The following is a 17,484-nucleotide window of genomic DNA, read 5'->3' as shown; positions in this document are numbered from 1 at the left end:
GAGCGCAAGTGACAAAGGAAGTCTGGAAGAAGATGACCCAGTGACCACGCGGGGCGGCATTACAACTCCAGTTGTGGGGGCGTGACGGAGTCTTGGGGGCGACTCACTCCGCCTACAGCCACAAAGGGTACGACCCCGTGCCCTTGCGGCCTTTGGCCCAAAGAACTAAAAACCACCTCCTCGACTCCTACCGGAGTACTACCGCATTCACATCGCCGGTATCACTTCGAACTCGGTGCGCAACTGCCGAGAAATCGCCTGGGGTACGCCGACGCCCGTGAACCTTGCGAGGTTCACGGGCGGGCGCTTTCTGCCGTAGGCGGCTATTGCGGGGTCACGGCCAGCTTGGTAAGCCCCTCGGGCTGGGACCCGTCGCCGTACTCGATGATGCCGACGTACCGCTCGCCTCGCGCGGCGTCCGGCCACTTCACCGTCATCCGGCTCTGGGCGGCCGGCGTGACGGACTGGGTGGCGGGGGTGACGGTGGGCCGGACGGCCGGGGCCGTCTGGCCCACCTTCCACAGGCGCAGCGTGTACTGCTGGCTGTCGGTGCCCTTCGGCGTGGCGTACTGCACCACGTAGACGTCGTAGTCGCCGGGCGGCAGGTCGATGTAGTCCTGGGAGCCGATCTGCGGCTCGGGAGAGACTTCAACTCCGTTCTTGTCGAAGGCGAAGACGTCCACGATGCTGCCGGGAACATGGTCCGCCGCATCGACCGCGACCCGGGTGAAGGGGGCGCCCTCCGGGACGTGGACGGGGATCTTCGCATCGGCGGCACTGGCCCCCGGGGCCGAGAAGAAGTCCTGGTCCTCACCGGTGACGGTGCCGGTGATCTTCTCGGCCTTGTACAACTCCGCCCGCGCGGTCAGTTCTCCCTTCCAGCCCGCCCGTACGGTGAGCGGAAGGGACCGCTCACCCCTGAGGGCGATCTCGCCCGGTGCGGCGATGCGGGCGGCGCGCAGCGCGATCGGGCTGGTGACCCGGTGGTGGCTGTGGGCGTCGCTCCAGGTGAGGGAGCCGCTGGAGAAGGCGCCGTAGGGCGCGTCGGTGCGGGTGAAGGTGACCCGGTACGTCGCCGAGGCTCCCGGGCGAAGGGTAAGGCTCTGCGGGGTGACCTGAGCCTGGTAGCCAGGTGGTGTCTGGAGCGTCGCCCGGTAGGTGGCGGTGTCTTTGCCGACGTTGGTGACCGTGCGGGTCACCGTTTGCCGGGCGGCCAGATCACCGACGGCGATGGACGGGTAGTTCAGATCGCTGGGGTCGAGGGAACGGGCCTTCGCGCAGGCGTCGACGCCGTCCACGGTGGTCGGCCGCTGCATCCCGCACAGGTATGCCGTCCAGTCGGCGGACGTGGAGTCGTAGACCAGACCTGGGTCGGCGGCGAGGGTGGCCCGGGGAGAGCCGCCTCCGTAGTCGAGCGGGGTGGCGGAATCGGCGACCTGCCGGCCGATGGGCCTGCCCTCGTTGTCGGTGGTCGTCGCCGTGGTCATCAGCGCCGACTTGACCTCCATGGGTGACCAGTCGGGGTGCAGCTGTTTCAGCAGGGCGGCGAGGCCGGATATGTGCGGGGTCGCCATCGATGTCCCGTCGAAGAATCCGAAGCGGTCAGGGGAGTCGTCGTCGGGTACGACGCCCGCCAGGATGCGTTCGCCCGGGGCGGCGATGTCGGGCTTGAGCAGGTCGCCTCCGCTGTAGAGTTCGGGGCCGCCGGAGGAGAACGAGGTGACCTGCGGAGCGCGTACCTGGATGGTGCCGGAGACGAACCTGCCCGTGGCACCGGCCTTGGCCGCGTACTCCCCGACCGCCTTCCCCTCCTCCTGGCTCAGCTGGACCGAGGGCACAACGTAGTCGTCCGGGAAGATGTCCTTGGCACTGGTCGGTGTGTTCGCCACGGCCATGCCCACGCCTCCCCCGTCCGCGATCTCCCGGCCCTTGTCCCAGATGGCCACCCCGCCCCGGTCGCAGATGACGATCCGCCCCTTCACCTTGGCGGGGTCGAGGGTGCCCGGCGCGCACAGCGTGGCCTGCGCCGCGTCCGCATCCGACTTGCGCACGTCGTCAGCGGTGACCAACGGGGCCGTGGGGACCGGGGCTTGCAGCCTGACGTTGGTGAAACGGCGGCCGTCGCCCAGGACCAGCGTGGCGTCGTAGCCGGAGTCGTGCGTCTCGGCCGCGACGGTGGTGATCCACGGCGCGGTGTTTCCCACTGTCTCGGGTCCCGCGTTGCCGGCGGCCGCGGAGACGAACACGCCCGCCTTCGCGGCGTTGAACATGGCCTCCATGGATTCGGAAGTGGTGAGCTGTCCGCCGATGGAGTAGCTGATGACGTCCACGCCGTCTGCCACGGCCTGGTCGACCGCCGCGGTGAGGTCCGTGTCCCAGCAGCCGTCGTGCCAACACGCCTTGTACGCGGCCACCCGGGCGGCCGGGGCGATACCGCTGACCTTGCCACGCACCCCCAGCTCCGGGAGCTCCGCGGGGGTGGCGTAGTTGCCGGCTGCGGTGGTGGCGGTGTGGGTGCCGTGGCTGTCCAGGTCCCGGGGAGACGGAATGTCGTCGGAGGTGGGGTCCGGGACTCCCCCGCGGAACCACCGGGCGCCGATGAGCTTGTTGTTGCAGGTCACTTTGTGGGCGGGGTCGTCGCCCGCGTCGCAGGTGCCGTGCCACTTATTGGCGATGGCGTCGGCGTCGGGGCGGGGTTCGGAGAGGGGGGCGAGCATCGGGTTCGTCGGGTCGATGCCGCCGTCCACGACGCCGATGATGGTGCCTTCGCCAGCGTGTTCAGGGCCGCCGAGCTTGGACCAGAGCCCCTTCTCACCGTCCAGACCCAAAAAGCGCGGGATGTCGGGAGGGGGGACCGAGCCGTCGGCCGTGTCCGTGCTCCCCTTCGCACCAGCCGCGCGGCCTTCGGCGTCGGGTACGGAACGCCGATGTCGGGGCTGGTCACCGCGGGCTGCCGCCGGGGTACGGACGTCCCACGTCGCCGCCGCTGAGGTGGATCCGTCGGGTGCCGGGGGCAGGGGGACGGCCTTATCGGGGGTCAGTGAGACCACCCCGGGAGTGGCGGACAGCTGCGCCGCCTGGCGGGCGGTCAGCTTCGCGGCGAAGCCGTTGAAGGCGTAGCTGTACTCGTAGAGCTTCCTGACGCCGGGGACGTCGTCGAGGACCTCGTCGCGGCGGTCGTCCAGGTGACGCACATAGGCCTTCACCGCGTCCGTGCCCGTCCTGAGGCGGTTCCCGGGAGACGGGGCGGTGCGCGCCAGACCCTTCAGACCGCCCTGGTAGGTGGTGACGGGCGGCTCGGCGAGCTTGACGACGTACATTCGGGCCTCGGCGTTGCCGGGCCTGCCGTTGAGGTCGGCGTGGGCGGGTACCACCGCGCAGACGATTGCCAGGGATGCGGCCAAAGGAGCCATCAGACGTCGGACAGTCGACCTGCCGTGCCTGTTGCTGCGTTTCAACTCGGGTCCGTTTTCGTTGACGTGGGATTCGGACCGCTGACCAGCCGGCACACTCGGGACCTGAGCGGCGACCGTTGTCCAGTGTTGGTCCAGGGGAGGCGTCAACCATGTCTTTCGAAAACGGGCCCGCACTAGGGGCATTTGCCCCCAACGCCAACTCCTCTCCTCCGCAAGGGGCGTTGAGCGCAATTCCCTCACATCCAGGTGCATCTCGTGGACGGCCCGGAGCAAGGCCACCGAGCTGGCTGAACTGCTGCGCTGACCGACGACATCGGCCGAACCCGAACTGACGTCGGGGCCTTCCCGCCGGGACACGCGTCAGGGCCTCCTGTTCGTGCCCCGGGGATCTGAGCTGTCCTGAGATTTGTGGAGTCCCTGATGCCACGGTTACGGTCCTGGTGAAGAAATCCACCAGCACCATGCCAGCACTTCGTAAGTACCCCGATGAACTTCGTGAGCGATCGGTCCGCGAGGTCCGCACCACCGGCCGCCCGATCGCGCACGTCGCGAAGGACCTGGGTATCCACTAGGAGGCCCTGCGCGGCAGGGTCCGCCAGGCCCAGGTCGACCATGGCGAACGCGACGACCGGCTCACTACCGCCGAGCGCGACGAACTGAAGCAACTCCGCAAGGAGAACGCCGAGTTGAAGCATGCTAACGAGATCCTGAAAGCCGCCTCGGTGTTTTTTGCCCAGGAGACCGACCCTCCCCGGACGAGGCCGAGCAGGTGACCACCTGATTGCGAACGGTCTCGGGGGCGATCCCGTCTGCCGGGTGCTGGAGCTGTCGCCGTCGACGTCGACGTACTTCGCCCGCAAGAAGCGGCCGAAGTCGGCCCGCCGGCTCCGCGACGGAACAGCTCATGCCGGTGATCGAGGACATCCACGCGGAATCAAGCGGCACGGCGCCCGGTTGGGCATTGGACGTTCGCGGCGGTGACGAGGACATATCCCACGTGGTCGGGCTGGGCATATGTGCGTTCGTGCTGGACGTGTACTCGCGGATGATCGTCGGCGGGCGGGTAGCCGACCACATGCGGACCGAACTGCCCCTGGCCCCCCGGGCCTTTGGCCACCACCCACCGCCGACTCAGTGGGTCAAGACGTTGAACTCCTCCACCGCGCCATACGCCAAGTGCGCGGCCGGTGGAGGCAAATGGCTCTATTTTCCGCGGTGCCGTCCCGGGCACACTCGGCCTGCGGGTTCCCCAACACGCACCACGCTCCAGACCCACGTAGGCGGTCTAGTCAAGTGACCAACTCGCGTCTTCAGGAGAGCAGGTACTCCACGTGATTTCCCGTACTGCAATCAAACGCACGGCAGTTGTCGGTGCCCTGAGCCTGGCCTCGGGGCTGATGCTGGTTACGCCGGCGAGCGCCGCAACCGACATCAGCGGCCGCGAGCCGTTCGACACCAACCACATCCTGGGGAGCATCTGCACGGGCTCGACGGACCTCTCGTTCTGGAAAATCAACGTCAACACCGGCGAGATCCGGCAGTCCGACGGCGCCACGTTCCGCTTCGGGGGGCTGACGGCGCCGTGGGAGACGTTCGACGGCTACTGCAGCTACCCGCAGTCGACCAGCTGGACCTGGCCCGGGTCCGAGAGTCAGGTCAGCAACACGCTCGTGAACTGCGCCCACAAATCCACGCTGACTCAGAACTTGCAGACGAGCGGGAGCACGACCAGCACCACGGAGAACAGCGTCAGCGCCCAGTTCGGCATCAACTGGACAGCCCTCGAGAAGGTCCTTGAGGTCCAGGCGGGTGGCAGCTACACCCACACCTGGTCGTACGCGAAGACGTCGGGCTGGTCCACGACCACCGGCCTTGCCGTCGGCCCGCGCCGGGTGGGATGGCTGTCGCTGCGCCCGGTGATGCGTACGGTGCGTTCCAACCCGGTCTTCCACATCTACGTGTACAAGTGGGACGGGGGCAAAAGCTCCAATTGGCGCGGCCGTAACTACAACGAGATCACCTCCTACGGCGCCTACTACGACGCCATAGGCGAGGTGATCAAGTCCGACGGCTCGCCTGAAGGCCAGTACGTGGCCCATGACCGCCCGGTCCGTAAATCCGACCGCTGCTGAGACAGCACGAGAAGGCCTGACTGTTCCTGGCGAGAATCCCTCGCCAGGAACAGTCGTGTCCGAGCTGACGCAGTGAGCCTCTTTCATCCTCTGCTGCAGGGGTGAAATGGGCTGGTCAGCAGGGGCGGTGACATGGCGGAGCCCCTCGTCGTTGGCGTGGTGGTCTCACTCATCACACCGGCGACCAAGGGGCTCCGTTGGTTTCGTATCCTTCCATGCTCGATGTCCCGCATGAGCTGGTCGAGCATGTCTCCTGGCTCGTTTACGCGCGAAGGCGTGAACTGAACTCGCCGTGGCGGAAGCTGGGTTGCTTCAAGCAAGCCCTGCTTCCTGGTCCACCTGCGGAAGAACGAGACGTTCGCCCAGGTGGGAGCTGGGTTCAAAGTGTCGGAGGCGACGGCGTGGCGGTACGTGGACGAGACACTCAAGGTCCTGGCCGCCTGGGCGCCGGGCCTGCACGAGGCCCTGGTGGGCCTGGGGGAGGGCGACTTCGTCATCGCCGACGGGACGCTGATTCCCGCCGACCGCATTCGGGCCGACGAGCCGCACTACTCCCAGAAACACCAGAAGCACGGCATGAACGTCCAGGTCATCACGATGACGGACGCTCTCTGGCGGCCGTCGTGGGTCCCGAGATCCGGGTGCGGCGGCTGTCGGATCCGTCCGCCCCGGTATTCCGATACGCCCTTCACCAGTACGTCGACGGCGGCCTCGACTGGATCCCGATCACCCGGTCCTGCGCTTCCTGGCGGCCGGTGCCGTCCATTCCCTGGACCTCGTAGCGGCCGTCACCTCCGCATGCACCGCCGCCCCATGGACAGCGTGCTGCTCAGCCCCGACGGGCGCACACTTGCCACCGCCGAACGCTCCGGCGCCCGCTACGCCTTCGGACTGCGCGACACACGCCTGCTGCACACTCTGGCGTCCCCGACGCGCCCCACCTCCCGGACCGGCGCCGATCCGGCCCCCGGAGAGCATGAAGGACATAGAGGACACCGCGCATCTGATGGCGTTCAGTCCCGACGGAGACGCCCTGGTTTACGGCGTCTCCATCAGGACCGAAGGCCAGGCGGCCGCTGCCGCCCCAGAACGGTTCACCGTCTGGGATCTGCCCCGTGAGCGGGCACGAACCACCCTGAACCTGCCCCGTTCCGCCTCATCGACCATCACGCTCGCTCTGGGGCCCGAAGGACACACCCTGTGTGTCTCCCGCCAATCGGACACCGGGGTGGTGAGCGACTCGGTCTGGGACACCGGGCACCGGCGTGAAACGGCCACCGTCACCCCATCGGCCGGCTTCACCAACGCTGTCCGGCCGGACGGCCGACTACTCGTCGGCGACGACCGTGCCCTGCTTCTGCCCTCGGGCCCGGCGACCCCTCACCGCCTCGACGAGGGTCAGGGGATCAGCGCCCTCGCCATCAGCAGTAGGCATCGTGCAGCAGGCCGAGGGTCGCCTGAAGGACGGCCGCGTCCTCCGGCCAGGTGGGGACCAGCGGCCGGTCCGGGCAGGGCGGGTCGAAATCGGCGGCGGTGAGGGTGGCGGCGTCGAGAGAGCCGGTTGTGAACAGCAGAACGGTCTGCGCATTGATTTAAGCCCCAGGTGGGCGTATGGCGCGAAGAGGCGGTTGGCAGCTCCGGTCGTACCAAGGGATGCCAGACCTAGCTGAGGGAAGGCATCGGCCGGGCAGGACGACGGCTCCGCGTCCGCCGATTTCGGCGGGCGCGGAGCCGTCGGGTGGTTGCCTCAGCGAGAGGTGAGCTTCCATAGGTGGTCGGCAGTGCCGTTGTCGGACCACTGCAGGACCTGGGCGCCCGACGACGTGCTCATTTGGTCGACGCCCAGCAGACGCCCACTGTTGTAGTTGGCGATCTTGTAGTAGCCGTCACGGGCTGGTATGGCCTGCCATAGGTGGTCGGCCGTGCCGTTGTCACCCCAGATCAGGGCGGTGCCGCCGTCGGCGGTGCTCGCGTTGGTGATGCCGAGCAGCAGCCCGCTCTTCTGGTTGACGATCTTGTACAGGCCCGAGCCGGCCGACACCAGGGTCCAGTTCTGGTCGGTGCCGCTGGTGGACGTGGCCTGGACGACCGAGGTGCCCTGAGCGGTGCCCGCGTTCACGGTGTCGAGGGCGAGACCGCTGTTCTTGTTGGTGATCTGGTAGCGCCCGGCCAGCGAGGTGTTGGTGCCGCTGGGGGTGATGACCAGGTGGTATCCGTCGGCGGCGTTCATGGCCACCGGCACGGTGATCGAGCCGCCCGAGACGGTGTAGTCGGCGTCGGAGATGGTGATCGGGCCGGGGGAGGCGTTCGTACGGCCGGTGTCGGGGCTGTACTCGAGCTTGACGTGGACCGTGCTGCCGAAGGCTGACAGCGACGACAGGCCGTTGACGGTGACCGCGCAGGAGCCGGTGCAGCCGCCCGCGATGACGCTGATCTGGTTGCCCGCGCTGTTCAGCGAGGCGAGACCGTCGATGCCTGTCTGGGCGGGAGGTGTGGTGACCAGCATGTTGCCGGACATGTCGCCGTACCACTTGTACGTGTAGTACGAGCCGTTGGGCGATCCGCCGGTGTCGGTCAGGGTGTCGCCGAGGGTGCCGTAGTGGTTCCAGAAGGCGAGCTCGGCGTCGCGGACGCCGGCCCGCTCGAACTTGGCGGCGTAGCCGATGAGGGCGCCGGAGTTGCCCATCTGGGCAGGCGTGCCGTACTCCTCGATGTCGATCGGGCGGGGGCTCAGGCCGAGGCTGGACTCGAGGGCGCGGTAGTCGGAGATGTGCGAGGCGATGTTCGCGCTGGTCTGCAGCTCGTGCCAGGCGATGACGTCGGGGACGGCGTTGTTGGCGATGGCGTCCTGGAGGAACGTCTGCATCTTGGCGTGGGTGTAGCTGCCGAAGCTGGGGCCCTGGATGGCGGTGGTGGTGTCCTTGGAGCGGATCTCCTTGTAGGTGGTGCTCCAGGCGGTGTCGAAGGGACCGGCTTTGGCGGTGTCCCAGTTCAGGTCGGGCTCGTTCCAGATCGCCCACGCGGAGATGTTAGTGACGCCGGAGGCCTTCACGGCGGCGATCTGCTGGTCCACGGCGGACAGCCAGTCGCTCATGCTGACCCACTTGTAGGGGAAGTCCGGGTACCAGTCGGGCATGCGGGCGACGACCTTCGCCCCGGCGCGGGCGGCCTTGGGGGCTACGACCAGGGCGTCGCCAGCGGGAGCGGGCTCGCCATTGGGCAGCTGGGAGCCGCCGGGGGCCATCTGCACGAAGGTGTTGGGCTTCAGTGCGTTGGTCAGACTGTCGGAGGGGGTGTTGTCGGAGGCAAGTCCGTACAGGCTGCCGGTGCCGACGTGGGTGACCGGGCGGAGGGTCTGGGCGGCGTTGACGACCAGAGTGGTGGACGAGGTGGGGGCGGCCTGCGCGGATCCGCCCGTCAGGACGGCGGCGGTGGCGGCCAGGGCCGTGGCCGCGGCGACGGCGGTGGCTCGTCCTGGGCGGACTCTGTAGCGGTGACGGGGGCTCAGGTATGACATCAGCGGCTCTCCTGAGGATTGATGGGGACTTGCGGAGCCCGGTGCGGGAGGGCGGCTCGGGGACCGGCCAACCGGTTGCGGGAGATCTTGGAATCAGGTGACGGGTGACAGCCGGCTGTGGAGTGCGGGCGGGGCACGGTGGAGCGCGGCCCCGCCCAGCCGGTGGGCCAGGGGCGGCCGGCATCGTGGATCAGTCCTTGACCGCGCCCGCGGTGACGCCCGCGGCCACGTAGCGCTGGGCGAGGATGAGCAGCACCGCCGCGGGCAAAGACGCGACGACGGCGGTGGCCATGATCGCGTTCCACTCCTGGTTGTTGTTGCCGATGTAGTGGTAGATGCCGAGGGTGATCGGCCTGAGGTCGCCGCCGCTGTCGAGGGTGTTGGCGAAGACGAAGTCGGACCAGGCCCACAGGAAGCTGAACAGGGAGACGGTGACGATCGCGTTGCGGCTGACCGGCAGGACGACGGACCGGAAGGTGCGGAACGTTCCGGCGCCGTCTATGCGGGCCGCGGCAATGAGTTCGCCGGGGATGCCGGACATGAACGCGGTGAAGATCATGACGCCGAAGGGCACGGCGATGGTGGAGTCGGCGATGATCAGCCCCCACCAGGAGTTGAGCAGACCGAGGTCCAGGAAGATGCCGTAGAAGCCCATCGCCATGACGATCCCGGGGATCATCTGGGCGACCAGCAGGAACAGGCCGAGCACCCCCCCGCCGAAGGGCCGGAGCTTGGCCAGCGCGAAGCCGGCCGGGGCGGCGAGCAGAAGGGTCAGGACGACGGTGCCCAGGCCGATGAGCAGGCTGGTGCCCAGGTAGGGCATCTGGTCGTCGAGGACGGCGCGGTAGCCCTCGAAGGTGGGGTGCAGGGGCAGCAGGTCGGGCGGGCTCTTTCGCATGTCCTGCTGCGGAGTGAGGGACACGTTCAGCATCCAGTACACCGGGAACAGCATCACGGCGGTGAGCAGGACGCCGACGGTGGTGTAGAGGCGCGAGCGCCGGGCGGAGCCGTGGTGGGCGGTCATGCTTCCTGCCTCCTCTGGACGCGGATGTACAGCAGCCCGAAAGCGAGGGCGATGAGGATGAGGATGTTGCCGACGGCGGCCCCGGGGCCGAACTTCGGCAGGAGCGTTCCGAAGCCGAGCTGGTAGGACCAGGTCGCCAGGGTGGACGAGGCGTCGCTGGGGCCGCCCTTGGTCATGATCCAGATCAGGTCGAACACCTTGAGGGTGTAGACGAGTCCGAGCAGCAGGGTGATCGCCGAGACCGGGCGCAGCAGCGGGAAGGTGATCCGGCGGAACTGCTGCCAGGTGCTCGCCCCGTCCAGGGAGGCGGCCTCGTACAGCTCGCCCGGGATGTTCTGCAGACCGCTGTAGAGGATGACCAGGTTGAACGGGATGCCGATCCAGATGTTGGCGATCACGACCGAGGTCAGCGCCCAATCGGGCGAGGTGAGCCAGTCGACCGGGGAGACGCCCACCAGGTGGAGGGCGTAGTTGATGACGCCGGACTCGCTGTTGAACATCCACGACCAGGTGGAGGCCGACACGATCAGCGGGAGCAGCCAGGGAATCAGGAACAGCGCTCTGAGGGTGCCGGCCAGCCGGAAGTGCCGGTTGAAGAAGACCGCGAGGGCGAGCCCGGCCGCGTACTGGAACGCGATCGACACGAAGGTGAAGATCATGGTGTGGCGTAGGGCCGGGCCGAACGTGGGATCGTCGAGGACGGTCCGGAAGTTGTCCAACCCGGAGAACGGCGCATCGCCCGCCACGAACGACCGGACGGTGTAGTCGCGCAGGCTCAGGTCGAGGTTGCGGTAGAGCGGATAGACGTAGAACGCGGCAAGGTAGAGGGCCAGCGGCGCGAGGAACGCCAGTGCGGTCAGCCGGCTCTTGCGGCGCTGGCGGCGCCGGAGCGCCAACACGTCCGTCGGGTCGGTGGTGCCGGTCGCCCCGGACCTGACCGGAGACCGCTGGGAGCGGCGGTCGACGCGGGCGATGGTCATACGAACTCCTGAATGCGAGCGGCGCGCCCGGGGCGGCGGCGGTGGCGGGCCCTTGCGGGTGCCATGCGGTTGCCGGAGGAAGAGCCCCGGGGCGTGCCACGAGGGCGTCGAGTGTCAGTTGCCCTTGCCGGCGGCCGTCTGTGCGGCGTCGAGAGCGGCCTGGGGGCTCTTGCCGCCGGACAGGGCGCCCTGGACTGCGCCCCACATCGGCTGAGAGATCGTCGGGTACTTGGTGCCCAGACCGCCGCTGGTGCGACCACGCGCTGCGGCCACCGCGTCGACCCACGGCTTCAGCTTGGGGTTCGCCTTGACCTGCTCGGCCTGCACCGCCGCCGTGGGGGCGACGTAGGCCAGAGCCGTGTCCGTCGACAGCAGGTTGGCGGAGCTGGTCAGACAGGTGACGATCTTCTTGCTGACGTCGTACCGTCCACTGTCCTTCTGCACCGGGACCGTGACGAACTCGCCGCCGGTCGGCACCGGCGCCGATCCGCCGCTCTGCCCGGGGATGCTGATGACGCCATAGCCGAAGCCGGCCTTCTCCGCGTTTCCGAGCTGCCAGGTGCCGTTCTCGCCGAACGCGTAGTCGCCGGTGGCGAACTCCTGCCAGCTGGTGGTCTGGGTGTTTTGGAGGACGTCCTTGGGTGCGTACCCGGCGTCGACCCACTGCTTCCACAGGGACAGCGCGGCCACGCCCTTCGCTGAGTTGAGCTTGGTGAGGTCACCGCCGGCACCCCAGAACCACGGCAGGAACTGGAAGCTGCCCTCCTCGGTGTTGATCGCGGAGAACGTGATGCCCTTCTTCCCGGCCGCCTTGACCTTCTTCAGGGCCGCCGTCAGCGAGGCCCAGTCCTTGATGGAGGCCGGGTCGACCTTCGCCGCGGACAGCACGTTCTTGTTGTAGTAGAGAGCGAGTGTGTTGGCGCCGATCGGCACACCGTAGGCGGAGCCGTCAATGGTGCCCGCGCCGAGGATGTTCTTCTGGATCGACTTCGTGTCCAGGCCGAGGTCACTCGTCTTGTTGAGGATCCCCGCCTCCACCAGCGTGGACACGACCGGGTTGTCCACCATCATCACGTCGGGCGCGTTGCCCTGCTGGGCGGCGAGCAGCGCCTTGTTGCCCAGATCCGTGGTGTCCATGCCGGTGCGCTTGATCTTGACGCCGGCGTCGGTACCGCACTTGGTGACGAGCTTGCCCCACGCCGAGTAGGCGTCGAACTGCGGGTACGGGTCCCAGAAGGTGTAGGTCCCGCCGGCCTTGCCGGACCCGGAGGCGGAGGAGTCGGAACCGCCTCCGCAGGCGGCGACGGAGGTGAGCGCACCTACGGCGGCTATGGCGGCGATCAGGGTGCGGCGGGTGTTTCTCACGGTGACCTCGTTGTCTTGGGCAGGCTCATGGCGAGCGGTAGGAGAGAAGGGATGCGGCGGGATGCGGGGCGACGCGGGGGGTTCAGGAGGTGGGCAGCCAGACGCGCATGCTGCCGTCCTGGCGGTTGGCCCACGCGTAGTAGGGGATCGCGGTCAGTTCGAGGGGCTCGCCGGCTGGCGGGGCGTCGGTGCTGCCGGTGGTGTGGGCGGTCCGGTACGGCCACCAGCCCTCGTTGGGAATGTGCCGGCGGTGCCCGGCGGCCACGACGGTGGTGACACCGCCGAGCAGGTCCGGGCGGTGCTTCACGGCGAGCGGGCGGGTGGTGTCGAGCACCATGTCGTCCAGACCCCCGCCCGGGTGGTCGACCCCTTCCAGGCAGTACACGAGCGGTCCGCGCTCGATCGCCACGCAGCCACGTACGGCGTCCACGCGGGGGTCGGCGGCGGTGAGGCGAGGCTCGAGGACGAGTTCGAGGACGACTCGGTCGCCGGGCGCCCAGGTGCGCTCCAGCCGCAGCCAGCCGTCGGTGACGGGCGCGTCGCTCTGGTCGTACACCATGTCTCCGGCGCGCACCCGATAGTCGCCGCACCACTGCGGGATGCGCAGGGACAGCGTCCAGGGCCGGTCGGCCGGGGTCTCCTCGACGGTCAGGCTGATCTTGCCCTGCCAGGGGTAGTCAGTCTCGGCGCTCACCACGACCAGGGCCCCGTCGAGGTCGCCGGTGTAGCGGCCAGTGACGTACTGGTGGATCTGCAGGCCGCCGGCGTCGCTCGTGGCGAGGTAGTGCTCCAGGGAGGCCAGCAGCCGCATCACGTTGGGCGGGCAGCAGGCGCAGCGGAACCAGCGGGTGCGGCGGGCCGACTGGTCGCCGCCGGGGTCGGTGTGCCCGTCGCGGACCTGGAGCGGGTTGACGTACAGCCAGCGCTCGCCGTCCAGTGAGACACCTGCCAGGAAGCCGTTGAACAGGGTGCGTTCGATCAGGTCCGAGTAGCGGGCCTCGCCGGTCAGCAGGGCCATGCGCCAGCTCCACTGCACGGAGGCGATGGCAGCGCAGGTCTCGCAGTAGGCGCGCTCATTGGGGAGTTCGTACGGGTCGCCGAAGTCCTCCTCGTCGTGGTGCGCGCCGAGGCCGCCGGTGATGTGGGTCTTGGTGGTGGTCATGGCGTGCCACAACCGCTCGGCGGCAGACCTGAGTTCGGCCTCGCCGGTCTCGGTGGCGAGGTCGGTGGCGGCGGCCAGCAGGTACAACTGGCGTACGGCGTGGCCCTCGACGTTCGTCGCCTCGCGCACCGGGACGCGGTCCTGGCAGTACGCCTCGCCGCCCAGCAGGCCGTGGCCGAAGCGGTCGACGAAGTAGCCGGCGAGGTCGAGGTAACGGAGCTCGCCGGTCTCCCGGTACAGCTCGACCAGCGCGGTCTCGACCTCGGGGTGGCCATCGATGCCGTCGATGGGCTTGCTGCTGCCGGGCGGGCCGAAGACCGAGTCGATGTGGTCGGCGAACTTCACGGCGACGTCGAGGAGTTCGCTGTTTCCGGTGGCCCTGTGGTGGGCGACGGCCGCCTGGATCAGATGGCCCGCGCAGTACAGCTCGTGGCCCCAGCGCAGGTCCCGGTAGCGCTCGCCGCCCTTGGTCAGCTGGAACCACGTGTTCAGGTAGCCGTCGGGCTGCTGCGCGCCGGCGACGAGGGAGACGATGCGCTCCACGTCGGCCGCGAGTGGGCTGTCCGCCTCGGGCGCCTGCTGGGCGAGTTGCCAAGAGGCGGCCTCCAGCCACTTGTAGACGTCCGTGTCCACGAACGGGTACGCGCCCTGGAACTCACCCTCGGCCGCGCCCGCCGCCAGCCGCAGGTTGTGCAGATTGCCCGCGGACTCCAGCAGACCGGGACCCTGCGGGATGGAGGTACGCGCGTTCACCTCGCGGCGGGTGTCCCAGAAACCGCCGCGCACCTCGACGGCGGCAGGGGCGAGCGCGGCCTTGGCGCCCGGGCCCTGACGGACCGGGCCCTTGGTGGTGCCTTCCTGCTCGGACGGGGCCGAGGACGTGGAGGAGGGCACGGCGGAACGTGGGCGGGGCATGGTTCTCCGGAGAGGTAGAGGGGAAAAGCGGATCCAGGGTCCGGCGCATGGAGGACGTCGCGGCATCCCAGGATTCAGACAGGCGGTGCTCCGCCTCTCGGACCCGCTTGAGCAAACGTTTTTCTGTCCCGAAAGGTAGAAAGGGGGAGAGCGCGAGTCAAGAGGTACGCACAAGTATTTGCGGCGTCGCAGTCGGAGCTGGCCAGCTGCCGCGAACGATGTCAGGATGTACGTGCCGAGTCCATATAGGAAAAGGGTTGCGCGTGACCGCCGTTCCAGGATCTCCCCCAACCGGGCGGGCAAAGCTCGCCGACGTTGCCAAGCTGGCCGGCGTCAGCGTCGGGACGGCCTCGAAAGCGCTGAACGGCAGTGGCAGGATGCGGCCCGAGACCCGGCAGCGCGTCCTGGCCGCCGTAGAGGAGCTCGATTTCCGGCCCAACCAGCATGCGCAGAGCCTGCACACCGGCCGCAGCTGGACCGTCGGCCTGATGACGACGGACGGCATCGGCCGCTTCAGCACGCCCGTCCTTCTCGGCGCCGAGGACGCGCTCGGCGCCGGGAAGATCTCCGTGCTGCTGTGCGACACCCGCGGTGACTCCATCCGCGAGCAGCACCACCTGCGCAACCTCATGGACCGCCGCGTGGACGGCATCATCGTGACCGGCCGGCGCACCGACCCACGTCCGCCCCTGAAGGGGATCGAGCCGATACCGACGGTCTACGCCCTCTCGCCGTCCACCGACCCGCAGGACATCTCCGTCGTGTCCGACGACCGGAGCGGCGCACACCTGGCCGTCGAGCATCTGCTGGCGACCGGCCGCACCCGGATCGCGCACGTCACAGGGCCGGCGCACCACGCGGCCGCCCGCGACCGCGCCCACCACACCGTCGAGTTGCTCACACGCTCCTCGCTGGAACTCGCCACCGGCCGGGTCCACTTCGGTGAGTGGAGCGAGGCATGGGGGCGCCGCGCGGCCGAAGCAGTCCTGCGGACCGCGCCCGACACGGACGCCTTCTTCTGCGGCAACGACCAGATCGCCAGGGGGGTCGCCGACGCACTGCGCGAGAACGGGCATGACGTTCCCGGCAGGGTCGCGATCGTGGGCTACGACAACTGGGACATCATGGCCCTGGCCTGCCGTCCGCCCCTCACCACGATCGACACAGACCTCGCCGAGATTGGCCGGCAGGCCGCCCTGCGGCTGCTGGACGCCATCGAATCCGAGCCGCAGCCCGGCCTGCACACCGTTCCCTGCCGCCTCGTCGTGCGCGAATCGACCTGAGCCTGTCTCCGGTGCTCTGCGCCGGTCGCGGCCGATGAGCTTGATCACGTGGTGTGCGCCGCCGGCGACGGCCGGCCGGGCCTTCTTCGGGACGCTGATCGTGCCGCTCACGGTGGCGCCGACCCATCAGGCGGGTTGGATCACCGCATGCCCCCGCCCCGGCTCCTCCCGCGGCGAGCACCACCCTGCCGTCGAGCGCCTTGGGCCGAAGACAGCGCGGTCCGTCCTCGGCGACAGTGAGCGCAGTGCGAGAGCGAAGCACCCCTGCCTCAGCGGGGACTGGAGTTGCCGGACGTTCAGCCAAACCTGTCACCCATGTCCAGAGCACAAATGGTCAAGTATTTCCTGAGACCTCACAAGCCACACCAATGAACGGCTGCGCATCCTCGCCCCCCGGGCCGCCGAACAGCACGTGCCGCCCTCCTCACCTGTCAGCTGACGGGGAGAGCCGCCGCCTCCGCGGCGCGGTGTGGTGGATCGGGCCCGTGCCCTGTGACAGCGGTGGGCCCGAGCCCCCACCGATGTGGGCGATGATCTCCGCGGTGATGGACACTGCCGTCTCCTCGGGTGTGCGCACCGAGGTCCAGGCCGATCGGGGAGCACAGCCGGGCCAGCTGTTCTTCGCTCACGCCTTCTTCCCGCAGCAGGCGCAGGCGTTCGTCGTGGGTACGCCTGGATCCCATGGCGCCGATGTAGCCGACGGGCAGGGCCAGCGCCAGACGCAGCAGGGGAACGTCGAACTTCGCGTCGTGAGTGAGGACGCACACGGCGGTACGCGCGTCCACCTCGGTGCGTTCCAGGTAGCGGTGGGGCCAGTCGGCCACGACCTCGTCCGCGTACGGAAAGCGCGCCGCGGTGGCGAAGACGGGCCGGGCGTCGCACACCGTGACCCGGTAGCCCAGGAAGGCCCCGGCCTGGCTGAGAGCGGCGGCGAAGTCCACGGCGCCGAAAACCAGCATGCGCGGGCGGGACGCGTGGACATGCACGAGGACGGACAGTGGCCCTGGGCAGCCCTGTCCGGTCCCGCCGAGGGTGACGCGGGCGGTGCGCCCCGCGCGCAGCAGGGCAAGGGCCTCGTCCACCACCACGGTGTCCACCGGGCCGTTGTCCAGCGTCCCGGAGATGACCTGGCCGTCCCCGAGAACGCCGAGTGTCGCCCCGAGGAGGCCGGCCGGCCCGTCCACGACCTGGGCCACGGCGACGGGCAGGCCCTGCACAACCTCGTCGAGGGCCGCGCCGATGTGCGACTGCGCCGCGGGATCGACAGCCTGGACGAGGACATCGAGTTCGCCGCCGCACGTCAGGCCCACCGCGAAGGCGTCGTCGTCGGAATACCCGAACCGGGCACGGTGAGGGGTGCCCCCCTCGCGAAGCACTTGCCGGCACATGTCGTAGACCGCGCCCTCGACGCAGCCGCCGGAGACGCTGCCGACCGCGTCGCCGTCCGCGTTCACCGCTACGGCTGTGCCGATGGGCAGGGGTGCGCTGCCGCGGACGTCGACGACGGTGGCCAGGGCGAAGGGGCGTGCGTCGCGCAACCAGCGGAGCAGTGTCTGCGCGATGTTCAGCATGGGCCTGTCTCCGTGGAGGTGAGGGGCGGGCCGCCGCCGTGCCGGGGGAGTGTCGCGCGGCGGCGGCCGGCGGAGGGCCGGCAGCCGGAAGGGGAGGCGGGCTGCCGGAGGGCTGGGTG

Annotated in this window: 9 protein-coding genes and 2 pseudogenes; 4 read left to right on the top strand and 7 right to left on the bottom strand. The window is 69.1% G+C overall.

Annotation, left to right across the window (positions count from 1 at the left end; translation table 11 throughout):
- Positions 1 to 323: 323 nt before the first annotated feature.
- Positions 324 to 3,413, bottom strand: a complete 3,090-nt coding sequence (locus OG852_RS01525) for a S8 family peptidase (protein WP_330346855.1) — start codon at positions 3,411 to 3,413, stop codon at positions 324 to 326.
- A 464-nt stretch (positions 3,414 to 3,877) separates the two neighbouring features.
- On the opposite strand from OG852_RS01525, the gene OG852_RS01520 reads away from it, so the two are divergent.
- From OG852_RS01520 to OG852_RS01510, 3 genes and pseudogenes are all read left to right on the top strand, one after another.
- On the top strand, positions 3,878 to 3,988 hold the full coding sequence (locus tag OG852_RS01520; protein WP_133917974.1) for a transposase: 111 nt from the start codon (positions 3,878 to 3,880) through the stop codon (positions 3,986 to 3,988).
- A 759-nt stretch (positions 3,989 to 4,747) separates the two neighbouring features.
- A complete protein-coding gene (locus tag OG852_RS01515) occupies positions 4,748 to 5,548 on the top strand; it encodes a hypothetical protein (protein ID WP_133917975.1) in 801 nt (266 codons plus the stop codon).
- A 156-nt stretch (positions 5,549 to 5,704) separates the two neighbouring features.
- Positions 5,705 to 6,196: pseudogene (locus tag OG852_RS01510) on the top strand (transposase family protein); the annotation flags it as partial.
- 1,099 nt (positions 6,197 to 7,295) lie between these two features.
- Here the strand turns inward: OG852_RS01510 and OG852_RS01505 are convergent.
- The 5 genes from OG852_RS01505 to OG852_RS01485 form a co-directional block, all read right to left on the bottom strand.
- Entirely contained in the window at positions 7,296 to 9,065 is a 1,770-nt protein-coding gene (locus OG852_RS01505) for an RICIN domain-containing protein (RefSeq protein WP_133917976.1), read from the bottom strand.
- 190 nt (positions 9,066 to 9,255) lie between these two features.
- Positions 9,256 to 10,089: a carbohydrate ABC transporter permease gene (locus OG852_RS01500; RefSeq protein WP_133917977.1), complete on the bottom strand. Its 834-nt coding sequence runs from the start codon at positions 10,087 to 10,089 to the stop codon at positions 9,256 to 9,258.
- Positions 10,086 to 11,069 (bottom strand): carbohydrate ABC transporter permease, encoded by a 984-nt coding sequence (locus OG852_RS01495; protein ID WP_133917978.1) that lies wholly within the window; start codon positions 11,067 to 11,069, stop codon positions 10,086 to 10,088. The genes OG852_RS01500 and OG852_RS01495 overlap by 4 nt, the downstream gene beginning before the upstream one ends.
- 114 nt (positions 11,070 to 11,183) lie before the next feature.
- A complete protein-coding gene (locus OG852_RS01490) occupies positions 11,184 to 12,434 on the bottom strand; it encodes a sugar ABC transporter substrate-binding protein (protein ID WP_133917979.1) in 1,251 nt (416 codons plus the stop codon).
- An 82-nt stretch (positions 12,435 to 12,516) separates the two neighbouring features.
- On the bottom strand, positions 12,517 to 14,511 hold the full coding sequence (locus tag OG852_RS01485) for a glycoside hydrolase family 127 protein (RefSeq protein WP_133917980.1): 1,995 nt from the start codon (positions 14,509 to 14,511) through the stop codon (positions 12,517 to 12,519).
- A gap of 263 nt (positions 14,512 to 14,774) precedes the next feature.
- Here OG852_RS01485 and OG852_RS01480 point away from each other — a divergent pair, with 263 nt between their 5' ends.
- On the top strand, positions 14,775 to 15,794 hold the full coding sequence (locus OG852_RS01480; RefSeq protein WP_133917981.1) for a LacI family DNA-binding transcriptional regulator: 1,020 nt from the start codon (positions 14,775 to 14,777) through the stop codon (positions 15,792 to 15,794).
- Between the two features lie 424 nt (positions 15,795 to 16,218).
- Here the strand turns inward: OG852_RS01480 and OG852_RS01475 are convergent.
- A pseudogene (locus OG852_RS01475) lies at positions 16,219 to 17,365 on the bottom strand (XdhC family protein).
- Positions 17,366 to 17,484: the final 119 nt, after the last annotated feature.

Origin of the sequence: Streptomyces sp. NBC_00582, from assembly GCF_036345155.1 — a bacterium.
In the GTDB taxonomy this organism is placed as follows: Bacteria; Actinomycetota; Actinomycetes; order Streptomycetales; family Streptomycetaceae; genus Streptomyces.
This window is presented reverse-complemented; position numbering and strand designations above follow the sequence as displayed.

Coding starts and splice junctions, on each gene's coding strand:
- OG852_RS01525 (WP_330346855.1), bottom strand. CDS start 3,413: ATGGCTCCTTTGGCCGCATCCCTGGCAATCGTCTGCGCGGTGGTACCC.
- OG852_RS01520 (WP_133917974.1), top strand. CDS start 3,878: ATGCCAGCACTTCGTAAGTACCCCGATGAACTTCGTGAGCGATCGGTC.
- OG852_RS01505 (WP_133917976.1), bottom strand. CDS start 9,065: ATGTCATACCTGAGCCCCCGTCACCGCTACAGAGTCCGCCCAGGACGA.
- OG852_RS01500 (WP_133917977.1), bottom strand. CDS start 10,089: ATGACCGCCCACCACGGCTCCGCCCGGCGCTCGCGCCTCTACACCACC.
- OG852_RS01495 (WP_133917978.1), bottom strand. CDS start 11,069: ATGACCATCGCCCGCGTCGACCGCCGCTCCCAGCGGTCTCCGGTCAGG.
- OG852_RS01485 (WP_133917980.1), bottom strand. CDS start 14,511: ATGCCCCGCCCACGTTCCGCCGTGCCCTCCTCCACGTCCTCGGCCCCG.